Origin of the sequence: Spelaeicoccus albus (assembly GCF_013409065.1) — a bacterium.
GTDB classification, from domain to species: Bacteria; Actinomycetota; Actinomycetes; order Actinomycetales; family Brevibacteriaceae; genus Spelaeicoccus; species Spelaeicoccus albus.
In genome coordinates, this window is the sequence record NZ_JACBZP010000001.1 from 588,972 (window position 1) to 609,909 (window position 20,938).

At 63.3% G+C, this 20,938-nt stretch carries 24 protein-coding genes; 9 read left to right on the plus strand and 15 right to left on the minus strand.

Features of this window, described 5'->3' with window-relative positions; translation table 11 throughout:
- Nucleotides 1-3: 3 nt before the first annotated feature.
- Genes BJY26_RS02850 through BJY26_RS02860 form a run of 3 tightly spaced genes read right to left on the minus strand, consistent with a single transcriptional unit; the run spans nucleotide 4 to nucleotide 2,647 of the window.
- A complete protein-coding gene (locus tag BJY26_RS02850; RefSeq protein WP_179425489.1) occupies nucleotides 4-795 on the minus strand; it encodes an ABC transporter permease in 792 nt (263 codons plus the stop codon).
- A complete protein-coding gene (locus BJY26_RS02855; protein WP_308191278.1) occupies nucleotides 792-1,514 on the minus strand; it encodes an ABC transporter permease in 723 nt (240 codons plus the stop codon). Before BJY26_RS02855 ends, BJY26_RS02850 begins: the two co-directional genes overlap by 4 nt.
- Nucleotides 1,511-2,647, minus strand: a complete 1,137-nt coding sequence (locus BJY26_RS02860) for an ABC transporter ATP-binding protein (RefSeq protein ID WP_179425491.1) — start codon at nucleotides 2,645-2,647, stop codon at nucleotides 1,511-1,513. The genes BJY26_RS02855 and BJY26_RS02860 overlap by 4 nt, the downstream gene beginning before the upstream one ends.
- A 254-nt stretch (nucleotides 2,648-2,901) precedes the next feature.
- Between BJY26_RS02860 and BJY26_RS02865 the strand changes: the two genes are divergently transcribed.
- Nucleotides 2,902-3,189, plus strand: coding sequence for a DUF4235 domain-containing protein (locus BJY26_RS02865; protein WP_179425493.1), 288 nt, complete (start codon nucleotides 2,902-2,904; stop codon nucleotides 3,187-3,189).
- A gap of 37 nt (nucleotides 3,190-3,226) precedes the next feature.
- Here the strand turns inward: BJY26_RS02865 and BJY26_RS02870 are convergent, their stop codons facing one another.
- On the minus strand, nucleotides 3,227-4,489 hold the full coding sequence (locus BJY26_RS02870) for a Bcr/CflA family efflux MFS transporter (protein WP_179425495.1): 1,263 nt from the start codon (nucleotides 4,487-4,489) through the stop codon (nucleotides 3,227-3,229).
- Nucleotides 4,490-4,691: 202 nt separating this feature from the next.
- On the opposite strand from BJY26_RS02870, the gene BJY26_RS02875 reads away from it, so the two are divergent.
- Complete coding sequence (locus BJY26_RS02875; protein ID WP_179425497.1) at nucleotides 4,692-4,940, plus strand: hypothetical protein; 249 nt, start codon at nucleotides 4,692-4,694, stop codon at nucleotides 4,938-4,940.
- Nucleotides 4,941-4,942: 2 nt separating this feature from the next.
- On the plus strand, nucleotides 4,943-6,304 hold the full coding sequence (locus tag BJY26_RS02880) for an aspartate aminotransferase family protein (RefSeq protein WP_218852229.1): 1,362 nt from the start codon (nucleotides 4,943-4,945) through the stop codon (nucleotides 6,302-6,304).
- 42 nt (nucleotides 6,305-6,346) lie between these two features.
- Here the strand turns inward: BJY26_RS02880 and BJY26_RS19330 are convergent, their stop codons facing one another.
- Nucleotides 6,347-6,742, minus strand: coding sequence for a GTP pyrophosphokinase (locus tag BJY26_RS19330; RefSeq protein WP_342354636.1), 396 nt, complete (start codon nucleotides 6,740-6,742; stop codon nucleotides 6,347-6,349).
- 249 nt (nucleotides 6,743-6,991) lie between these two features.
- Here BJY26_RS19330 and BJY26_RS02890 point away from each other — a divergent pair, with 249 nt between their 5' ends.
- A complete protein-coding gene (locus tag BJY26_RS02890; RefSeq protein WP_237249165.1) occupies nucleotides 6,992-7,489 on the plus strand; it encodes a GNAT family N-acetyltransferase in 498 nt (165 codons plus the stop codon).
- A gap of 78 nt (nucleotides 7,490-7,567) precedes the next feature.
- Complete coding sequence (locus BJY26_RS02895; protein ID WP_179425499.1) at nucleotides 7,568-8,293, plus strand: 3-keto-5-aminohexanoate cleavage protein; 726 nt, start codon at nucleotides 7,568-7,570, stop codon at nucleotides 8,291-8,293.
- Between the two features lie 43 nt (nucleotides 8,294-8,336).
- On the opposite strand, the gene BJY26_RS02900 is transcribed toward BJY26_RS02895, so the two are convergent.
- Nucleotides 8,337-8,801 carry a tetratricopeptide repeat protein gene (locus BJY26_RS02900; RefSeq protein ID WP_179425501.1) on the minus strand — a complete coding sequence of 155 codons (465 nt, stop codon included), beginning with the start codon at nucleotides 8,799-8,801 and terminating at the stop codon, nucleotides 8,337-8,339.
- A 510-nt stretch (nucleotides 8,802-9,311) separates the two neighbouring features.
- Between BJY26_RS02900 and BJY26_RS02905 the strand changes: the two genes are divergently transcribed.
- Nucleotides 9,312-11,423, plus strand: coding sequence for a HelD family protein (locus BJY26_RS02905; RefSeq protein WP_179425503.1), 2,112 nt, complete (start codon nucleotides 9,312-9,314; stop codon nucleotides 11,421-11,423).
- Between the two features lie 347 nt (nucleotides 11,424-11,770).
- Here BJY26_RS02905 and BJY26_RS02910 read toward each other — a convergent pair whose 3' ends face one another.
- From BJY26_RS02910 to BJY26_RS02935, 6 genes are all read right to left on the minus strand, one after another.
- Nucleotides 11,771-12,607, minus strand: a complete 837-nt coding sequence (locus tag BJY26_RS02910; protein ID WP_179425505.1) for a CPBP family intramembrane glutamic endopeptidase — start codon at nucleotides 12,605-12,607, stop codon at nucleotides 11,771-11,773.
- Nucleotides 12,608-12,649: 42 nt separating this feature from the next.
- Entirely contained in the window at nucleotides 12,650-13,120 is a 471-nt protein-coding gene (locus BJY26_RS02915) for a PPOX class F420-dependent oxidoreductase (protein WP_237249164.1), read from the minus strand.
- Complete coding sequence (locus BJY26_RS02920) at nucleotides 13,053-14,207, minus strand: hypothetical protein (RefSeq protein WP_179425509.1); 1,155 nt, start codon at nucleotides 14,205-14,207, stop codon at nucleotides 13,053-13,055. Before BJY26_RS02920 ends, BJY26_RS02915 begins: the two co-directional genes overlap by 68 nt.
- Nucleotides 14,200-14,850, minus strand: coding sequence for a VC0807 family protein (locus BJY26_RS02925; protein ID WP_280928321.1), 651 nt, complete (start codon nucleotides 14,848-14,850; stop codon nucleotides 14,200-14,202). Before BJY26_RS02925 ends, BJY26_RS02920 begins: the two co-directional genes overlap by 8 nt.
- Nucleotides 14,851-14,912: 62 nt before the next feature.
- Entirely contained in the window at nucleotides 14,913-15,551 is a 639-nt protein-coding gene (locus tag BJY26_RS02930) for a TetR/AcrR family transcriptional regulator (protein WP_218852230.1), read from the minus strand.
- A 269-nt stretch (nucleotides 15,552-15,820) separates the two neighbouring features.
- Complete coding sequence (locus BJY26_RS02935; RefSeq protein WP_179425513.1) at nucleotides 15,821-16,252, minus strand: nuclear transport factor 2 family protein; 432 nt, start codon at nucleotides 16,250-16,252, stop codon at nucleotides 15,821-15,823.
- A 96-nt stretch (nucleotides 16,253-16,348) separates the two neighbouring features.
- On the opposite strand from BJY26_RS02935, the gene BJY26_RS19685 reads away from it, so the two are divergent.
- Entirely contained in the window at nucleotides 16,349-17,110 is a 762-nt protein-coding gene (locus BJY26_RS19685; protein ID WP_179425516.1) for an ArsR/SmtB family transcription factor, read from the plus strand.
- 564 nt (nucleotides 17,111-17,674) lie between these two features.
- On the opposite strand, the gene BJY26_RS02945 is transcribed toward BJY26_RS19685, so the two are convergent.
- The 3 genes from BJY26_RS02945 to BJY26_RS02955 are packed head-to-tail and all read right to left on the minus strand — an operon-like array spanning nucleotide 17,675 to nucleotide 18,986.
- The gene (locus BJY26_RS02945; RefSeq protein WP_179425518.1) at nucleotides 17,675-18,169 is read right to left on the minus strand and encodes a pyridoxamine 5'-phosphate oxidase family protein; all 495 of its coding nucleotides are present in this window, start codon (nucleotides 18,167-18,169) and stop codon (nucleotides 17,675-17,677) included.
- Nucleotides 18,166-18,621, minus strand: a complete 456-nt coding sequence (locus BJY26_RS02950; protein ID WP_179425519.1) for an SRPBCC family protein — start codon at nucleotides 18,619-18,621, stop codon at nucleotides 18,166-18,168. The genes BJY26_RS02945 and BJY26_RS02950 overlap by 4 nt, the downstream gene beginning before the upstream one ends.
- Nucleotides 18,618-18,986: an ArsR/SmtB family transcription factor gene (locus BJY26_RS02955; protein ID WP_179425520.1), complete on the minus strand. Its 369-nt coding sequence runs from the start codon at nucleotides 18,984-18,986 to the stop codon at nucleotides 18,618-18,620. The genes BJY26_RS02950 and BJY26_RS02955 overlap by 4 nt, the downstream gene beginning before the upstream one ends.
- A 369-nt stretch (nucleotides 18,987-19,355) precedes the next feature.
- On the opposite strand from BJY26_RS02955, the gene BJY26_RS02960 reads away from it, so the two are divergent.
- On the plus strand, nucleotides 19,356-19,928 hold the full coding sequence (locus BJY26_RS02960) for a hypothetical protein (protein ID WP_179425521.1): 573 nt from the start codon (nucleotides 19,356-19,358) through the stop codon (nucleotides 19,926-19,928).
- A 37-nt stretch (nucleotides 19,929-19,965) separates the two neighbouring features.
- Nucleotides 19,966-20,610, plus strand: a complete 645-nt coding sequence (locus BJY26_RS02965; protein WP_218852231.1) for a GNAT family N-acetyltransferase — start codon at nucleotides 19,966-19,968, stop codon at nucleotides 20,608-20,610.
- Nucleotides 20,611-20,938: the final 328 nt, after the last annotated feature.

Sequence of the window (20,938 nt, forward strand, 5' to 3'; positions counted from 1 at the left end):
TTCCTATCTGTGTGCCATCTCTTGGTCCGTAGTGCCTGACGTCCCCGCGGCCGAGGGTCCCGTGCCGCGCTCATCCGACTCCGCACGCTGTGCCGCGCGTGCCGACCGGGCATTCGTGAGTCGGAGTTTACGAGCCGACACGCCCGGGGACACGATGAGGGTTTGCACGCCGACCAGCGCTATCTCGACGAGAACGGCCAGGATGACGACGAGCAGCGATCCGGCGGCCATCTGCGCGTAGTCCTGCGTGGCGAGCCCGTCGATGAGGTACCGGCCAAGGCCGCCCAACGATACGTACGCCGCGACCGTCGCCGTGGCGATGACCTGGAGCGCCGAGCTTCGGATCCCGGCCACGATCAGCGGCAGCGCGTTCGGCAGTTCGACCTGCCACAACACCTGTCGGCTGGTCATTCCCATCCCGTATCCGGCTTGCTTGATCTCCTCCGGGACCGCGGCCACGCCCGCGAACGTGTTTGTCATGATCGGCGGAATCGCCAAAATGACGAGCACGATGATGCACGGCAGGGTGAACGCCAGGTCATTCGTGATCACCGGCGAAATGATGAGCACGCCCAGGATCAGCAATCCGAGGGTCGGCAGGGCGCGCAGGGCGTTGGCGATGCCGGCCATGACGACCCGGCCGCGCCCGGTATGCCCGATGTAGAGGCCCAGCGGCAGTCCGATCGCCATGGCGAAGGCCAGCGTGATCCCGGAGTAGGCGAGATGCTCGACGACGCGGATCCAGATGCCGGTCTGGCCGGTCCAGTGGGATGGGTCGAACAGCCACGCGATCATGCCGTCACCTCTTCCGTGCGTGCCCGCTTCCACGGCGTCATGAGCCGTTCGGCCACCACGATGATGCCGTCGAACACGAACGCCAAGAACACCGTCAAGACGATGCCGGCGATGATTGGCGCGTAGAAATCGAGTTGAAATCCCTCGGTGAACAGCTGCCCGAGCTGCGGGATGCCCAGGAGGGCGGCAACCGACAGGATGCTCACGTTCGCCACCGACGCCACACGCAGTCCGGCCAAGATGACGGGCGCGGCAATGGGCAGGTCGACCGTGAGGAACCGCCGGACGCTGCGGTAGCCCATGGCCTCGGCCGCCTGCACCGTCTCTTCCGGCACGGACGCCAAACCGTCGGCCACGACCCTGACCAGCAGCGCGAGCGTGTAAATGATCAGCGCGATGATCACGTTGAGCGGATCGAGGATCTTGGTACCCAGCACGAGCGGTAAAAGCACGAATACAGCAAGTGACGGCAGCGTATAGAACAGCCCGGCAATGGTGATGGTGGGCGTGTACGCCCACCGATAGCGGTTGGCGAACGCTCCGATCGGCAGCGCGATGATCAGCCCGGCAAGCGTTGGAATGCCGGACAGCACAATGTGGTGGACAAACATCGACACGATCTCGCCGGCGTTGCTGCCCAGCCAGTTCAGCGACACGTTACCGGCGGCGTTCAGCGATGCGCCCCCGCTCAGCGATGCCGCAGCGATCCCCGCGGTCACGGGACGACGTCCTGTTCAATAACGGCTTCGCCGGCGCCGACCACCTCGGGCTTATTGGCAAGCTCCGCGACGACTTCACTGGCCAGGACGGAGCCGGCGAACCGGCCGGAACCGTCCACAACGACCCCGCGACCGGACGGCGAGGACAGCGCGGCGTCCAGCGCCTCACGAATCGCGCCGTTCGAGCTGGCCAGCGTGCCGCCGAGGTTCATGGTGGTGGAGTCGATGACGTCGCCCGACGGCCGATCGAGGTCCGTCCATCCCAATGGCCGGTCGTCGTCGTCCACGATCAAGATCCAGTGATCGAGACTTGCCGACGCGGCATCGCTCCACGCGGTGCCGGGCCGGACCGTCGGCTCGGTGTGCAACGGCAGACCCGCGGCCTGCCGGAACCCGAGCGCCCGGTACCCGCGGTCGCGGCCGACGAAATCCGCAACGAAATCATTAGCCGGACGCCCCAAGAGGGTGGCCGGCTCGGCCATCTGCGCGATATGCCCGCCGCGGGCGAAGACCGCGATCTGATCGCCCAATTTGATGGCTTCGTCGATGTCGTGCGTGACAAGCACTATCGTCTTTTCCAACTCGGCCTGCAAGCGCAAGAACTCGTCCTGCAGCTGAGCGCGCACTATCGGATCGACGGCCGAGAACGGCTCGTCCATCAACATGACCGGCGGATCGGCGGCGAGCGCACGTGCCACGCCGACGCGCTGCTGCTGCCCGCCGGACAGCTGTGCCGGATATCTGCCGGCCATCGCCGCGTCCAAGCCGACACGCTCGAGCAGGTCCATGCCGCGCGACCGTGCCTCGGACTTCGACCAGCCGAGCAGGCGCGGCACGGCAGTGACATTGCCGAGGACCGTGCGGTGCGGGAAGAGCCCGGCATGTTGAATGACGTAGCCGATACCCCGGCGCAACACTGCCGGATCGAGCTCGGCGGTGTCGTCGTCGCCGAGCATGATGCGCCCCGTGGTGGGAGTGATCAGCCGATTGATCATCCGCAATGTCGTCGTCTTACCGCATCCGGACGGGCCGACAAGCGCCGTCAGTTTGCCCGTGGGGGCTTCAAGGTCGAGATCGTCGACCGCCACCGTGCCATCGGGGAACTTCTTCGTGACTGCTTCGAACCGAATCATTGACCTTCAACCTTGTTCGGTGTTGCGTGCCTCGTACACTGGCGAAAAAGTGTCCTCGCGCACGAGCCCGGTGGGGAACCCGACGATCGGAGAGCTCTGAATTACCGATCTTAGCCAAACTTGGCATCCGGGCGCGAACGTTTTGGTCCGGCCGCGCTACGGTTAGGCGAGGACATGCTCGATACCGAGCGCCGAGGACCACAGGCGGGCTACTCATAGTGGGGGTTCGTCGCCGATGCACGAGGAGATGGGCCATGAACTCGATTGTCTGGAAAATCGCGGGGGCCGGCGGGGCCGCGTTGGCCGGAATGGCGACCCGCAAGGCCATGACGGCCGCCTGGCAAAAGGGCACCGGGAAGAATCCTCCGGACGACGTGCACGATCCGGACGTCGCGTGGGCCGAGGCCATCGGCTGGGCAGTGCTGTCCGGCGTCGGCATCGCGGTGGTGCAACTCCTTGTCAAGCGGTTCGTCGCCAAACAAGAGCATGCTCGCACGGCGCGGGTGCCCGAATCGATTTCGAGCACGCTGGACGACGACTAGCGGACGCATATTGTGGGGCGCCCGCCCTTCGGGGCGCTCAATGCCACGGCATCGACCGGACGAGCGCGCGCGGCTTGGCGATGAGCGCGAAGACCAGCGATCCCGCTGCAAAGCAGGCAAACATCATGGCGGCCATCGGCACCGCCGAGTCCTGAGGGAACAATCCCGTCACGGGGGCCAATAGCGCTCCCGCCAAGAACTGCATGGCACCGAGGAACGCGGCGGCCGATCCGGCCCGGTCGGGGTGGTCGTACAAGGCGAGCGTCGGAGTATTGGGCATGACCATGCCCATGCAGATCAGTGCCGGCATCAGCATGCCGATGAATGCCCATTTGCTTGCATCCGACGCTGCCAGAATTATCAGGACGGCGCCGAAGAATGCCCCGCCGGCCATCGCCGTCCGCAAGATGTTGGCCGGATGGAATCGCCCCACAAGACTGGCGTTGAGCTGGCTGCCGCCCGTAATCATGACGGCTCCGACGGCAAAGAGTATCGCGTAGGTTTGGACGCTGAAACCGTACAGATCCTGGTAGACGAAGGTGGCGGCGCTGACGTACGTGAACAGCGCCCCCATCGCGACGGACCCGGTCAGCACGATTCCGAGATACCGTGCCGACCGCAACAGGACGCCGTACGACCGCAGTGCCGGCATCACGCCGGCCTGCGCCCGCCGGGATTCCGGCAACGTCTCCTTCACCCGGACGAGCGCGAGAACGGCGAGCGCCAGGCCGAAGCCGCCGAGGGCGAAGAACATGGACCGCCAGGTGCCCAGCGCGAGGAATCCGGCACCGATCGTCGGAGCGAGCACGGGCGCCACGCCGGAAACCAGCATGAGCCGCGACAACAGCCGGGCCAGCACGCTCCCGGTGTAAAGGTCGCGCGCCATGGCCATCGACAACACCATGCCGGCAGCTGCCGTGAATCCTTGCACGAACCGCATGGCGAACAGCAGGGCGAACGACGAGGTCACGGCGACAACGAGCGACGCCAGCACGTACAGCACTAACGCCGCGATGAGGGGCCGACGGCGTCCGTACGCGTCCGAAATCGACCCGAGGAACAGCTGGCCGAGCGCAAGACCGGCAAGTGTCGCAGTGAGCGTGAGCTGCACCATGGCCGAGGACACGTCGAGGTCGGCCGAGACGGCCGGGAAGGCCGCTAGATACATGTCAATGGTGAGAGGGCCGATCGCCGTCAGGGCGCCGAAAAGCATCACTCGTGCGATCGGGGGCCGGGGCGTGATTGCGGCGGCGCTCGCGGGAGCGGGGGCCGGGGCGGGTGTTGGGGATGTCTCAGGCACAACACACTCAACCGCGGCGAGCGCGTTTTGATTCCGCGCATGCCCGGCGACTTCGCACAATGGGCCGGCGCCCGGCGATCTTTCACTTGATGGACCACCCGGGTGGCTGGAAAGACGGTCGGTGACGGATAATGGCAAGTAGACGTGTCACAGGCGTCGGCGCAGGTTGCCGACGTGAGCGGGATCTTCGAAAGGAAATGCAGTGAGCAACGATTTAAAGCTCCAACGAGGAGCGGTGGGCAGCCGGGCCGTCACCGCGGTCGGACTCATTATCGGATTCGTGTTGTTCGCCGCCAGCCTGTACTTCATGGGCAGCGCCTTCGACCCGGCGATCTCCGAGATGCGGGCCGTCATCGAATGGTCGAGCGCCATGATCCTGATGGGACTGGCCTTCGGGGTCCCGATCCACATCATCGCCAAGATCGACGGCCAGTCGATTAAGGTCGAGTAGCCTTGTCCGGGGATCGCCTGAGCACTGCGGAAGTGCGCGAGTTGGACGCCAAGCACGTCCTGCATTCCTGGTCCGCGCAAAACGCGATCACCCCGGTGCCGATCGCGAGTGCGTCCGGCGCCAGCTTTACCGATGCGGACGGCAACACGTGGCTCGATTTCGCCTCGCAGCTGGTGAACATGAACATCGGGCACCAGCATCCGAAGCTCGTCCAAGCCATCAAGGATCAAGCCGACGAACTTTGCTATATCGCTCCGGCATTCGCCAATGACAAGCGCAGCGAGCTGGCGAGGCTCATCGCCGACCGTGCTCCCGGCGCCCTGAACACAGTCTTTTTCACCAACGGCGGCGCCGAGGCCAATGAGAACGCCATCCGGATGGCGCGCGTGCACACCGGTCGCCACAAGATTCTGAGCATGTACCGCTCGTACCACGGTGCGACGTCGACGGCTATCACGGCCACCGGGGATCCACGCCGCTGGCCGTCCGACGGGGCGGCGACGGGTGTGGTGCATTTCATGGGCCCCTATGCCTACCGCTCCGCGTTCGGTTCGACCGACCAGGAGGAGGAATCCCGGCGGGCACTCGACCATTTGCGGCAAACCGTTCAGCTCGAAGGGCCCGGCACGATTGCCGGCATCCTGTTGGAAACGATTGTCGGCACCAACGGCGTGCTGATTCCGCCGGCCGGCTATCTGGACGGCGTCCGGCAGCTGTGCGACGACTACGGTATCGCCATGATCGCGGACGAGGTGATGGTTGGATTCGGCCGAACCGGCGAGTGGTTCGCCATCGGCGGGTTCGACGTCGAACCCGACCTCATCACGTTCGCCAAGGGCGTCAACTCCGGGTACGTTCCGCTCGGCGGCGTCATTTTGTCCGACCGGATCGCCCGCACGTTCGACGACACGCCGTACCCGGGCGGACTGACTTATTCCGGGCACCCGTTGGCCTGCGCGGCCGGCGCGGCGTCCATCAAGATCTTCGAAGAAGAGCACATCCTCGAAAATGTGCGCGACCTCGGCGAACGGGTGCTGCGCCCCCGGCTCGAGAAGATGGCCGTCGACCACCCCTCGATCGGCGAGGTGCGTGGGAAGGGCCTGTTCTTTGCACTCGAGCTGGTGCGCAACCGCGACACCCGTGAACCGCTCGTGCCGTTCAACGCGTCGGGGGCCGACGCCGAGCCGATGGCCCGCTTGATGACCGCGTGCAAAGAGCGCGGCGTGTGGCCGTTCAGCCATTTCAACAGGCTGCAGATCGCGCCGCCGCTCGTCATCAGCGAAGACGATCTGGTGCGCGGATTGGACGCGATCGACGAGGCGCTGAGCGTTGCCGACGGCTACTACGCGGAGTCCCCGGCCTGACCCTCCCTCCCCTATCGCCGAGTGGTGGAGTCCGCTGAAAACTTACGGGGTGTCGAGCGCGCGGACTTCGTCATGTAAACGTTCCATTGTGACGTCGAGTTCGTTCGCCACATCGGCTGCGCGGCCGAGCTCGGCAAGCAGTTCGGCCGGAACGTCCCTGGCGTATTTGTAATAGATCTTGTGCTCGAGGCTGGCCCAGAAGTCCATGGCGATCGTGCGAATCTGGATCTCGACGCGAACCTGCTCGACGTTGTCCGACATGAAGACGGGCACGTCCACGATCAGGTGCAAGCTCTTGTACCCGTTCGGCTTGGGTGACTTGATGTAGTCCTTGACCTCGATCACGCTCACATCGCCTTGCCGCGTGAGCATATCGGCCACCCGGTACGAATCGGCGATGAAGCTGCAGACCACGCGGATCCCGGCGATATCGTGCATTGTCGCCCGCATGGCCTCGAAGGTCAGCGGGCACCCGATGCGTCTCGCTTTGTCAGTTTCAGGAGTCGATGGCACGGCCTGCCGCGCAATTTCAGGGTTGTGCAGAGGACTGTTGACTTTTATTTGTCAGTAGTCCCGTTCGCAACATTGCGTTTTGCTCTAAAGTTCCCTTCACGAAACGGCAGTCGGTGTGAAGGCTCACATTCAGTTGGGGATCGGCCAGGGGTGCGGGCATGGGAGACTGTCAGGGTGGGTACAACGTTGACAACGCTTGCGCTGCCCGACGCCGTGGTCGTGCTTCGTCGAGCGGCGATTGAGGATGTGCGAGGCATCGTCGAGTTGTTGTCTGACGACCCATTGGGCAACACCCGGGAGGATGTTGCTGGTGAGGCGGACCTGGGGCCGTATCGGCGTGCGTTCCATCTGATCGACGCTGACCCGGCCCAGCTCCTCGTGGTCGCCACCACTCGCAGCGATGAGATGGTGGGCACTCTCCAGTTGTCCACCATTCCTGGCATGTCTCGGCGGGGCGCGCTGCGAGCTCAGATCGAAGCTGTGAGAGTGGCCCAGGCCTACCGCAGCCAAGGCTTGGGTGCCGCCATGTTCGAGTGGGCCATCGCCGAGGCCCGCCGGCGCGGATGCATCCTCGTGCAACTGACCACGGACAAGACCCGCCTCGATGCGCACCGCTTCTACGAGCGACTCGGCTTCGTTGCTTCACACGAGGGTCTGAAGCTGAACCTATGAACGCAGGCCGTCCCGCACGAGGATCCTCTCGCGGCACGTGCTGCTGTGTTGTCGGTGGTAGCGGGCATTCTGGTGTGTATGACGAATTCGGTACAGCTCGTACAGGCAGCGCTCAACGGGGATCGCGTACATCCTGCGGTGCCGCACACCCCGGACGAGATCGCCGCGGACACGGTCGCAGCGGTAGCCGCCGGTGCCCAGTCGGTGCACGTCCACGTCTTCGACGATGAGGGCCGGCAGACCCTCGCCGCGGATCATGTCGCGAAAGTGCTGCGCGCCATTCGCGCCTCGTCGCCGCACACGCCGATCTCGTTGACCACCTCAGCCGACGTCGAAGCAGATCCTGCGAGTCGACTACGTGCGATCGAAGCGTGGACCAAGCTCCCGGATCTGGTCACCGCCAACCAAGGCGAGGACGGCATCACCGACCTCTGCGAACTGCTCGCAGGTCGCGGCGTTGGAATCGAAGCGGGTCTGCTGTCCTTCGGCGACGCCCAAGCCTTCGTCGCGTCCGGTTCGGCACGATGGTGTGTGCGGGTCATGGTCGAACCGTTGGACGCCGACCCGCATGCCGCGCTGGCGCAGGCCGAGGCCATTGAGGAATTGGTGACCGGTGCGGGCATCCCGCTGGGACAGGTGCATCACGGTGACGGAATCGCATCGTGGTCGGTCAACCAGCGCGCGGTTGCTCTCGGCCACGGCATCCGGACCGGGCTGGAGGACACTCCGGTCCTTCCCGGTGGTCGCCAAGCACGCGATAACGCTGACTGCGTCGTCGCCGCCATCGCCATGCTTGATCGCTGACCCACTCGCCGATCCTGTTACGGTTCACCTCTTTGGTCTCGGATCATTTACGGCTGGCAATTTTTAGCATCAGCTTCGAAGACTCGATCTGTTCGGCTGGGGCCTGGTCCCTCAGGCGAAGCTCTAACGCTTCTTCCAGATGCGCTAACGCCATATGCCGATCGCCGGCAGCGTATTCCGCTTTGGCAAGGTGTTGAATCAACATGGCTCGCCGAAGTCCTTTCGGGGTATGGATCTGGAACAAATCGGTGAAGATGACAATGGCTTGCTCGGGATGGCCCGCGCATCGAGCGAGTTCTCCACGGAGAACATCGCGACGAAAATTCTGCGGCGCTGCATCAAGTTCGGTAGCTGCAACATCTAAGTCGCCGTCGACGAGAGCGGCGACGGCGCGGTTGCAGTGGTCAGGAGAGTGAGCAAGCTCCGCCTCGACACGCGACCGGTTGACGATAATCATCTCTCCAGAATGTTCATCGATACCAAGACCTGAACCAATGTTGATTGTCACCGTCTCATCATGACGTAATTCGCGGTGGCGTCCAAGAGAGGATCGTCCTGTGGCATGAAGCTCTCAAGCTTCTCTGCAACCGGATGGACGCCCATGTCTCCGGTGAAAGGAACACGTTTCGTCTGCGAAGATGACGAAGATGCGTGGACCGGCTCTGAACTGCTGGGCGAGTTCGCCCGGCACGAGGCAGGCGGAATGGAGGCCGTCGACCAACTCCTTCATCATGGGATCAGTAACCCTGTTGCCACTCAAGCCGGGCCGCCCCGCTCACGTCCCGCACACCGATCCGCTCACGGCTCGTCCCAGGAGGTTGGGCGCGAGTGCGGAGGGGCTCTGGCATCGGTACGGGCGAATTCTGAAACCGGCATCTTCTACTTCGCATAAACGCAGTTCCGTGCTGCATTACGGGTTGACGGCGACCGCATTGGCGCGTTGACCGGCGTGAGGTTTCGTGGCCTCGTCTTGGAGTTGGTTCAATCGTAGAAAATCGATCCATTCAAGGGAAGCCGAATGTCCGAAGCAATTGTCCGACAGGCCGACGCGCTTGCCGATGAGCAGCACGCCGTCGACCTGGCATACGGGCGCAGAGACGAGCTGCTGATGGAGGTCAAGCAGGGTCTCGTCGACGCAGTCCCACGCAATGCCGTGGAAGCGGCCCGCCTCACGATCCTTCGCCGCAGACAAGCGGACCTGCGGCACGCTGAAACCGGCCTGGTCTTCGGCCGGCTCGACGCCGCCAACGGATCCACCCGTCATCTGGGGCGAGTCGGACTCCCCAGCCCGGACGACGACTCCGAGCCATTGGTACTAGACTGGCGCGCTCCCGCGGCACGTCCGTTCTACACGGCGACGCCGCTCGACTCACAGGGCCAACGGCGCCGCCGGCACATCCGAACCAACGGGCGCGAGGTGGTCGGAGTCGACGACGAACCGCTCGACGCGGGAGGTGAATCCGGCGATCTCGTCGGTGAGGGCGCTCTGTTCGCGGCGCTCTCCGCACGCCGGACCGGCCGGATGGGCACTGCAGTCGCGACACTGCAGCGTGAGCAGGACGACATCGTGCGGGCGGCGCCCGATGGCCTGCTGGTCGTGCAGGGCGGCCCGGGTACCGGCAAAACGGTCGTCGCGCTGCACCGCGTCGCCTACCTGCTCTTCAGCCATCCGAGTCTGGCCAGCCAGGGGGTATTGGTCCTCGGCCCGTCGCGCCGCTTCCTGGACTACATCGCTCAAGTACTGCCGGCTCTTGGCGAGACTGCGGTCGTGGGAGCGACCTGCGAGACGCTGGTGCCAGGTGTCGCAGTGGAGCGGGACGAGTCCCGTGAGCTCGCGAAGCTGAAGGGGCGCTCTCTCTGGCAGTCTTCGCTGACGGCGTACGTGCGCTCATTGGCCCCTGTGCCGACTGCTCTGGACTTCCTGGTGGACGGCGAGACTCATACGCTGCCGGCGCATCGGATCCGGCGCGCTGTGGAGGGTGCGGTGTCCGGAAGGGACCTACACGCGGCCCGTCGTTGGTTCGTCGAGAACGTGCACGACTTGCTGACCGACGCCGTGATCGAACGCCACGAGGAATTGCTCGACGGCGTGGAGGATGGCTTTGAGGACCTCCTGGCCCGTGTGGACGCCGGCCTGGCGAAGTCGGATAATCGCGGCACCCTTACCGGCGCAATGGGCAGCGACGTCGATGGGACTCTCACCGACGATGACATCGAGCGGCTGCACACAAGAATCGCGGGCGACCGCGACATCACTGGCGTGCTCGACGGGTTCTGGCCTCTCTACGACCCCCGCCAGACCCTTCAATCGTTCCTAGCGGACGACGCGCTGCTCCACGAGTTCGCCCCCTGGCTCGATGAACATGAGCGGGCAATGATCACTAACGCCCTGACGCCGCTCGCGCCCAGCGATATTCCGCTGTTGGACGCCGTCGCGGAGTTGTTGGGACCGACCGAAGCAGCAAGTGAACAGGGTGAGTTCCTCGTGGACCGGGCAGCAGCTCAGCGTGATTGGGCATACGGGCACGTCGTCGTCGACGAGGCGCAGGAACTCTCGGCGATGCAGTGGCAGATGGTGGCCCGCCGCGTCCCGTCCCGATCTATCACCGCCGTGGGCGACATTGACCAGGCTGAAGCGCCGCATCGGCATAGGACGTGGGAAGGGTCGCTCACCCCGGTTTTCGGTGAGCGATGGCGCCGCGGCGACCTGACGATCTGCTTTCGGACCCCGCGTGAAGTTATAGCTCTCACCGGCCCGGTCCTGGCCCGGGCAGGAAGCCACAACGAGCCGCCCCGCGCGGTCCGCGACTCAGGGTTTGAGCCTTGGGAAGTCACTTCGGCCGACCCAGAACTGGCCGACACCGTCGCGGGCCTGGTGGAGGCAATGAGAGTGCGGTGGCAAAGTGGCAGTGTCGGTGTGGTGGCACCGCGGTCGCGTATCGCGGTGTTGCGAGAAGCTGTGCCGGACGCTGTCGTGCTGGCCGCCGTTGAGGCAAAGGGGCTGGAGTGGGACGCCGCGCTAGTCGTCGACCCGGACGGCATCACCGCTGAGCCTCGCGGCTGGAACGGACTGTATGTCGCGCTGACCCGCTGCACGCAAGAACTGGGCCAGGTGCGACCGGCCGATTAATCGACCCGGAACAGTGTGAACCGCCACAGGGCAGCATTGCTGGGCACTTCCGAGCACCGCGCACGCTTATGCTGCCGGGCGCGTACCCCTTCGGATAGCACAGTGCGCATCAGGGCCTCGATTTACGCTACAAAAGATCGACTGTCAGTTTCAGAAGTTGTCTCCACAAATCTCAAAGCTCGACGGCGTTCGTGGCCGGTGCCTCGGACAGTCCCGAGCGGTCCATTCAACCATCGTCAAGTGGGCCGTGTCGGTCGGCGCGACCGTCAATCGGGCTCATCAGTACACGAGGAACGTTCCACAAGCCAGAAGGGGCTTTATCGAATCACACGAATCTGCGCCACGAACTATTCGATCACGCGACCGGCGCGAGATTGAGTGTGGTCATTGTCCGATATTATCGTGCGGGTCAACAGCCCAACCACCACGGCAACGGCGACAACAACGAGTGCTTGCAGCCATTGCTCCGCCGGCCCGGTTCCAGCGCCGGGACCTCTGAGGTAGCCGAGCAAGTCAAAGCTGGCGTGCACAGACCCGGCGATCCATAATGAACCGATCTTTTGCCCCCGGATCAAGAAAGCCATAATGAACGACAGGGCGACCGTAGTCGTGAGAAACCCGAGCACGAATAGCGGGGCCTGCGTAAAGATTTGAATATGCCAGGCCCCCCAGAATAACCCCGCGCTGGCGGTGCCGAGCCAGAATCCTAACCGATTCTGTAGCTTGGGCTGCAGGTATGCACGCCACCCGAACTCCTCACCGAATGAGCCAAGTAGCGTCCAAATTAAAATTGTTGGAAGGGCTCCACCCTCGTCAACGGGAGTGAAGATGCGATCGGTGACTCCGAGAGCGCGCATGATCAGCAACCAGCCCAACACTCCGACGGCAGCCGCAATGATCCCCGTGATGACACGGCGCCAAACCACGCCGTTAGCGCGCACGCTATCCAAGAGGTCGGTAGAATCTCGCCCCGTGAAACGGCGATATACGATGACCGCGACGACTCCCAAAGCCGGCGCGAACTGGACCCACTGTGCCGAGTTGTCACTCCCTGTACCTAGTGCCGTACCGATGAGGGACTGCAGCGCAATGAGCAACTCCGACGCCACCAACAACACAAGCAGGTAAATAAGGCCTTCCCACCAAGGAAAACGATGGGTGCCCTTGCTTTTTATACCTGCCATTTGCTGATCCTCACGTTGAATCGTGCCCCTCTGATGCCCTGGTCACAGGCCGTCCGCCGGCGGTAGCCGGGGTTCCGTGTCGAGGGTGATCTCCAGGCCGACGGCCGGGCCACCGTGCTTACGGGACGCGCCGATGAGGAGCATCAGATGGAACAGGCGAAATTGATTGTCGTACTTGGCCGTCATGGCGCGTGCGGCCGGGCGTAGTTCCGCTCTGGGCAGGACGCGTGCGCGCCCTGCGTGCCATCGTCCGAGCGGTTCGCCGTGGAACGTGGCTGCTGCGATCTCGACGTGGTCGTTGTGGTGAATGCGTCTGACTTTCCACGACCGGCTGGGTGTCACGGCGTACCATCGCCCGTTCGCTGGTGCGAGCCAGATCGGTGTCGACTTGGCGGACCCGTTACGTCGGAAAGTTCGAAGTGCGAAGAAGCGATCCTTGTGTGGATCAGTTCGAAACTGCAGGCCGGTCAAGCACCTCTTCAGCGTCCTTCGGACTATTTGACCGATGTGCACTGTTCTTGTCCTTTCCTGGCGTGTTGTCGGAGATTGGATCGGCAGAAAGCGGGTGTGCCCTTTGCTGGTCGGACGATGCCGGCCGCGAGTCGAGTCGGCGTTGGTAGAGGGCGATGATCAAGGCCGCTTCGAGCAGAGCGAACACTGCAAGGGTGATGAGCTCGGCCGGGTTGGTCGACGCGAAAAGGGAGGCGCCGACAATGGTGTGTGCCAACAGTGCACCGCCGGCGACAGCGACGAGGTGGCGCCGACTCCATCCGGTACGTAAGGACGAGCGCCACAAAATCGTGAGTACGACAGCGGTGACGGCGAGGGAGCCCGCGATTTGGGCCAGGACGGGCCATCCCGCGCCGAAGAGGGGATGCGGGTCGCCGGCTGCGCCGAGTGGGGCGGTGAGCCGGAGCGCGAGCACCGTACCAGCGGCAACGGCGACGCCGATCAGCCACGGCGGAGGCGGAGTGCCGGGAACGATCGGCCGGTGGGTGGGCTTGGGAACGATCAGCAGCGCGGTGAGGCCCAGAGCCAGCACGACTGTTCCGGCGACGATGAGGTGCCCGACCGGTACGGCGTCGGCGGTGTTGGCGCCGGGCGCGTTGGGCGCGACGGCAAGGCGGAGGATCGCGACGCCGAGCAGGTAGGCAACGGCGGTGATTACGAGTCCACGGGTGCGAAGGTACGGTTGGTGTCGCCGGGCCGGGAACATCAGTTCGGTGATCAAGATCGGCACGGCGATGGTGAATGCCACGTGATAGATCATGTTGAACTCCGTGTAGGCCCAATTCACGCCGAGGACCCGGGCTCCCCACTGGGCGGCGTGGTAGGTGTGCGGGCTGAACATTGCGCGCAGACCGAATCCGTCCTCGACGACCTCGTAAGCGACGCCGAGCAACAGCAGACTCGCCCAGCCGCGGCCGGTGCGACGGACCAGCTCGCGAGCGAGTAGCGCGCCGCACCCATAGACCGGCACCAGGAATGGCAGCGCGTACGCGACTTGGATCGGTAGCGAGCCCCACGACAGCTCGGCCACCAACGGGGTGAGCACGATCAGCACCAGGATCGGCAGCATTGCGCGGGGCCGGTCAGACATCGAGACCTCCTATTTCGTCCGTTCGTTTTAGTCGAGCGGGTTTGGGATGGTAGAGCGCCGATGTCGGGTTGTACGCACCGGCGGCGCGGTAGTAGACGTTTGTCACGACGATGAGGACGGCTGAGGTGATCGCGTACATCGCAGCACTAATGGCGGGGACGACGTCGACGGGCAGGGTGTAGGCCATGACCACCCGGGCGGCAGAGTCGAGTAGGGTGCCGAGTCCCCAGAGAACCGTGGAGATTTGCCACATTCGACGAAAGCGCGGCGCACGTTCCCAGGCGGCGTCCCAATCGGCCGGCCAACCGAGCCGCCCTTCGAGAAGTGGTCGAGAGAACTGATAGGCCAGCGGCCGCCGCGCCCTGAGCGAGCCGAGGAACCAGACCCCCGTGACGGCGGTCAGCCAACCTTCTTTTGCCAGAAGGAACCGGGTGCTGCCGGTCAGCAGCGACACCCCGACGCTCAGCAGCATCGTACTCATCACGAACACCGCGATACCGTCCAGCCGGTGCTGCGTCGCCACTACGACGACCGCGGTGATCCCGGAGGCGAGCGCACCCGCAAGCAGTGCGAGGTAGATGCTCACTCCAGCGCCGCGCAGCACATAGAACAACGTGAGTGGAACGACCAAGTCGAATACCATTCGTGCTGCGGCGAGCAATGCGCGACCAGTGCGTCGACCAGACTCCTGTGTGGTCGTCTGGTTCACGGCAGGGTCCGAGTAGTGCCGGCTTGGAACAGTTCCACGAGCTCGTGGGCGTAGTGGGCGCAGTCCAGGTCCGGCTTCGAGTCCAGCAGGAACGGCAGCCCATCCACCGCCCGCTGCACGACGGCGGCCATAATGACCGGGTCGAATTCTCCGAACTCACCGGCCGCCTGCCCGTCGCGCAAGATCTGCTCGACCGGAGAAATCACTCTGCGGTCGGCATCGGCGTCGTAATTCAGCCCTCCACCGAGCAAAATGGCCATCAGCGCCTTCATTTGCGCCCGATGAGTGTCGATAAAGCCCACTACCCCCTCGATATAGGCACGCAAACGCGCCGGAGCGCCATCCCGGTCACGCAACTGCTCAGCCATGAAGGTCCCGATCGTACTCACCACGTCATTCGCCGCGGCAGTGATCAACTCGTCCTTGCCGGCGAAATGATACGAGATCAACCGGGTACTGGACAGGCCCGCACGCTCTGCGATCCGCGCGAACGACGCCCGACCGTAGCCCTCCTCGGCAATCACAGTGATCGTCGCAGCCACGATCTGCGTGCGCCGTGCACTTGCCGCCGCAGATTTATCCGCATTCGTTACTCGCACAAGTAAAAAGTTACTTGGTGAAGTAAAAAAATGCAATCCCGCTTTGTGTGACGTCCCAATGCTGAAACTGCCACTTGTAGAGATGCCGTCGAGTTTGGACGCGGCATGCCTGGATAGATTGCACAAATGCTCGCTATCGCCGGAACTCGTGCAGAATACTTCCGGGGTTCAAATCAAACGCGGCAAATATGACCTTGGTTGCCTTCTCGGCCAACTCGACGTGAATAGCAACCCATAAGCCGATCATTGACCGGTCGGGTTTGCCGACAGGTTGGATTCGTCGCCCGCATCTTCCGGAATGCCGTTTATCGATTGGCTTTGGTGATGGCGTTGGCGATGATGTGTTGCGTGCCGCGCCATCCCCAATAAATCCGGTGCCGTCGGATGAGTGCGCCGTCAAGTTCCATTACTTCAACAAGGTCGAGCTGATCTCCGTCAGGTGTCTTTCGAGGATATTCCCAGGTCAGAGTCTCGCCGTCGAACATGAAATCCCCACTTCGATACAGTGAGGGCAACTCGTCATCGGGGCGCCGCTTGGTGGCTTCAGCCACGAAGCGGTCGATTTCCTCCCGACCCTGAACAACACCGGTATCGATATCAAACATGCGGGGCACCAGCGGGCTTTCCAACTCGGCGTCGTCGGCGTATAAAGCCGCCAACCCGTCCGCGTCCCGATCTTTGATGCGTTGATGCCACTGCTCAAATACGAATTTTGCTTGTTCTGCGGTAGCCGTCATGATCTTTTGGTTCCTCTCTCTCGTGACAGGGCTTTCTCACAATCCCACGCCAATAATTCAATGGTGGTGGAACTGTGACCGCGCTACATTGAAACTATGAGGAAATCGTCTGATCCGGTCGGGGTGACAGTCGGCGAGGCTGACGTTGCCTTTATCGCCGCGCTGGTCGGCGAACCCTCGCGCGCCAGAGTGCTCATGGCACTGGCCGACGGACGGGCATTGTCGGCTTCGGCACTGGCCACGGAAGCCGGAGTATCACGACAGACAGCCAGCGCCCATCTGGCCAAACTAGTGCGAGGTGCCCTCATCACCGCCGAGGCAGCTGGCCGGCAACGCTATTACCGCCTCGCCGGACCCAACGTGGCGGACTTGGTTGAAGCCCTGGCCCGGCTCGCCCCTGCCGAATCAGTACGATCACTACGCCAAGGCAGCAAGGCGCGAGCTCTTCGGGCGGGTCGCACTTGTTACGATCACCTCGCAGGCAGGCTTGGTGTGGCTATCACGGATGCGTTGATCGCTCGCGACGCACTCGTCCCTATCGGCCGAGACCCTCATGCCAAACTCGGCGCCGGGCCGGTGGCATCCAACCCCTACCATCTCGGACCAGCCTCCGACGATATCTTCGACCGGCTCGGAATTAGCCTGGCGGAGGTGCGAGTGGTTAAGAGTCGACGACCGCTTTTACGGTTCTGTGTGGATTGGAGCGAGCAGCAACCACATTTGGCCGGTCGGCTCGGTGCCGTCCTCGCCACGACCCTCATCGACAACGGGTGGGTGATGCGACGGCACCAACACCGAGCAGTTACTCTCACCGATCGAGGCGTAGCCGGGCTGACGGCTATTGGCTATATACCGTAAGCCGAACCGCATCCGGCGACGACGGTGAACAATTCGAGCCTCGAGCCGATGAGCCACAAACCCCGTTCCGGTTGGCGATCCGCCTACCGGATGGGGGCGTGGCTCGATGGCGGTACGCATGACTGCCATGCCTCGAACTCGGTTCTCCTGGGTGATCTCCACGGCAAGACAGACCTACGACCACTCACACCGACGGTTCGACCCAGCCAAAACGATCGCCGCAAGCCGGTCCGCTTACGGAACCACGAGCAGAGGTCGCGTTGGAGGGATTACAGCAGAAGCTGGGTCTTGAGTACGCCGGCGCCGTGGCGGTGCTGGACTTACAGTTGCGACGTCTGACTAGCAGTGCGCGGGATCGAACCGCTGCGGAGTTAACGGAGGCCAACGCTCGTCTGCGCGCAGTGCGCCAACAGCCGGGAAATTGAATTGTGTAAGCCTATTTCACCATTGAGCGGGCCGGCCCCAATCGGTTCGGCTTGTGGGATGAACGTTGCATGGGTCGTCGCTCGCCATATGTGGGATTGCCCTGTGCTCGACCGTTATCGGGCGTCCCGGGCCCGCGCCTCAGGGTGAGTTCTGGTCGGCCAGCTTCTGCAGGAAGTGCGGCAATCGTCCGGCGCCGAAGTCGTAATACCGTACCCAGCTCGGTGAGATCGCGATGCGCGCCATCTGGTCGTACATGTTGCGCGAGTTCCGCTCGAACGCGGCAAGGGCTTCCGTGTCCATGATCTTCCCGGCGCCGGCGAGATACTCCCCGGTGAGACCCTCGACAATCTCGACGCTCGCTCGCCCGCGTATCGACAGCGTCCTTGCTTGATCGGGCGAGTCGCCGGCATCGATGCTTACGGCGACGTCCGGACGGGCCGACAGTGCCGTGACCTTGGGCGAGGTCGTCGCCGTGGAAATGACGACCTGCGCACCGGTCCAGAAGAAGCCGACCGGGATGACTTTCGGCGTGTCATCTTTCCCGACGTACGCCAGATGGGCCAAACGACTCGAGGTGAGCAGCTCTTGGGCGCCGGGACTGGCGAGTTCGTAGTCTATGACCTGCTGTTTCATGCAGCAGGCCCGCCCAGGTGCTCGCTGAGAGAATCGAGCGTTGCGTCCCACCCGTCGTAAAAGTACCCATCGCCCTTCGCCCCGGTGACGCCGCGCAGCTCGAACGTCATCCGCGTGCCGTCGGCAACCGGTTCGAGAGTGACGGTCACGACCGGCGAGTCATCGGGATCGTCGTCCGGATTGCCCCAGGTGAATGCGAGACGTTCAAACGGGTCGACCGTCAGGTAGGTGCCTCCAGTGACGACTTTCTCGCCGGTAGCGTCGTTCACCATGGCGTACGTGTACCGGCCACCTACTCGCGCGTCGATGTCCACTGTCTCCCGGGGCGTGCTCGTCCCGCGCGGATGCCACCATTTCGCTACCGAATCGGGGTCCGTCCACGCCGTCCAGATTTCCTCGCGAGTCGCGTCGAACGTGCGCACGAGCGTGAAGCCTTCGGTCGTATTGATCATTGCTGTTCTCCTTCGTTCGGGTCGTGTGGTGCGTGGTCGTGCTCTCGGCGGCTGCGGAGGTGTTCGTCGAGCAGGTCGAACTTTTCGATCCACTCCGCGCGTTGTTGCTCGATCCATGCTGCCGCCTCGTCCAGGCTGGCGGTCTCCAGCGTGCAGTCGTTCCACTGTGCTCTACGGTCGCGCGTGACGAGCCCCGCCTTCTCGAGCACCGCCAAATGCTGGGAGACGGCGGGCCTGCTGATCGAATAGTGCCCCGCCAGGTCACTCACGGTCAGGGAGCCGTTGCGGAGTCGGGTGAGAATATCTCGACGTGTCGGATCGGCCAATGCGGCGAACGCCGTGCTGAGCCGATCCCGATTATTCATGTAAGTATTTCCTTACCGTAAGCAGTTGCTTACACATTAAAGATGTCGGCCCCTGCTGTCAATATGTCGCGGGATGAAGTGACTGCGGGCCTGAAAACTCAACGGTAGGAAAATCTATGAATCGTCACGTGCGGTCGTGGCATGATGTCGACATATCCGGACATCCACACCGACATATGAGGTAGTACGCCGACACGGGAGGAAGTCATCGGGAAGGGTTCGGCGCGGGCGACGTCCCACCGGGCGGCCACGACCCGTGCACGGGAGTCTCGGTGCCGGCTGCGGTCGGCGGTCGTAGCGGCACTCGCTCTCTGGGGTCTGGGCTACGCCTGCTACCGGGCCTACTACGCGGACGGTGGCGAAGTTGGGATGATCGGCCGTCCGGTCTCGGAGGGGCTGTTCCGGCGGGTCAACGCTACTGGTGCCGCCATCTTGCTGGTCGCCGCGGTGCTGCCGGTGGTGCTCTCCCGGGCGACGGCGCTGCGGACGACGATCCCGGTGGTGGGCTGGATCGGCGCGGTCGGCTGCTGCATGCACGCCCTGGTCGACGGCGTGCTGCGGTTGCTCAGCGTGACCGGGGTGCACCCGGCTCAGCTGCCTGAACAGTTCTGGCTGTCCTTCGACCGGCGCTCGGCCGATGTGCAGGACCTGCTCTTCAATGAGCCGTGGTTCTTCATCGAGGGAATGTTGGGGGCGGTTGTCAGTTTCAGAAGTCGACGGCACGGCCTGCCGCGCAATTTCAGGGTTGTGCAGAGGACTGTTGACATTTATTTGTCAGAAGTCCCGTTCACAAGCGTGCGTTTTGCTCTGAAGTCCCATTCACGACACGGCACTCCGCGCCATGGCGATTCGGCTCTGTCAGTTGGGGTTCCTCTTACGGATGTACAAGTCGGGACTGGTCCTCGGGTGTTTCTGGTCTTCCGGCGCTCGGTCCAATATTGAGATGCCGTCCTGGGCCACGCGCATGTACGGTGAAGCGATGTTGAGCTTTGCACCGCTGCAAGTCCGAGTATCGACGCCGCGAATCGAGCTCGTTGGCGCTACTGACGAGCTGCTCGAACAACTGCAGCCCCTCGTGCGTGATGGCAAAGCCAATGCGGACCCCGCACCCTATGACGACCCCATATCGCTTTACGAAGAAGACCCGGCAGTTCGCGTACACAAGTGGCTGCAGGGCATATGGCGCGGCCGCGGGCACGCAGCCCCGGGCTCCTGGAGGCTGAACTTCGCCGTGGTGCTCGATAGTCAACCAGTGGGAATGCAAGACCTGATCGGCGAAAACTTCGATACCTTCGGAACAGTGATGTCGTTCTCATGGCTGTCCACCGACATACGCCACCGTGGGATCGGCACAGAAATGCGTCAGGCAATTCTGCATCTGGCATTCGAGGGGCTTAAAGCCACAGAGGCAGCCTCCGATGCGTTCGTCGACAATGCCGGCTCCAACGGTGTATCGAGGGCTCTTGGGTACACGGAGAACGGTGTTGATTGGGCGACTCGCCGTGGCGAAGTGGGCCTGCTCCAACGATGGAGACTGACCCGCGACGACTGGCTTCCCCACCGCAGGACCGACATCCGGTTGCAGGGAGTGGGCGACTGCGCAGCAGCGCTCGGGATAGCTTAAGTGTTCGCTGAGGGATGGCATTTCGGCTACCGGTCCGCAAAGGAGATTCGGCGCTGAGCCGAACGGTTCGAACGGCCTCGCGTGGCTGGAACCAAGGCGATCGAAAGCGAGTATTCTCTCCGGAGAAGGGTGGTGGCCGCGTTGAAACGAGGTCGACACTTCTTTTGGGTGATCATGGTCGCCATGACGGTCATGGCCGCAGGCTGCGGTAACACTGGGACTGAGGATAACGTCGCGTTTCCCACCACTTCGTCGCCAAACTCAAAGAGAACGACTCCTACGAGTTCACACAACAACACCAAATCTTTAGCGCTCACCTGTGACGATT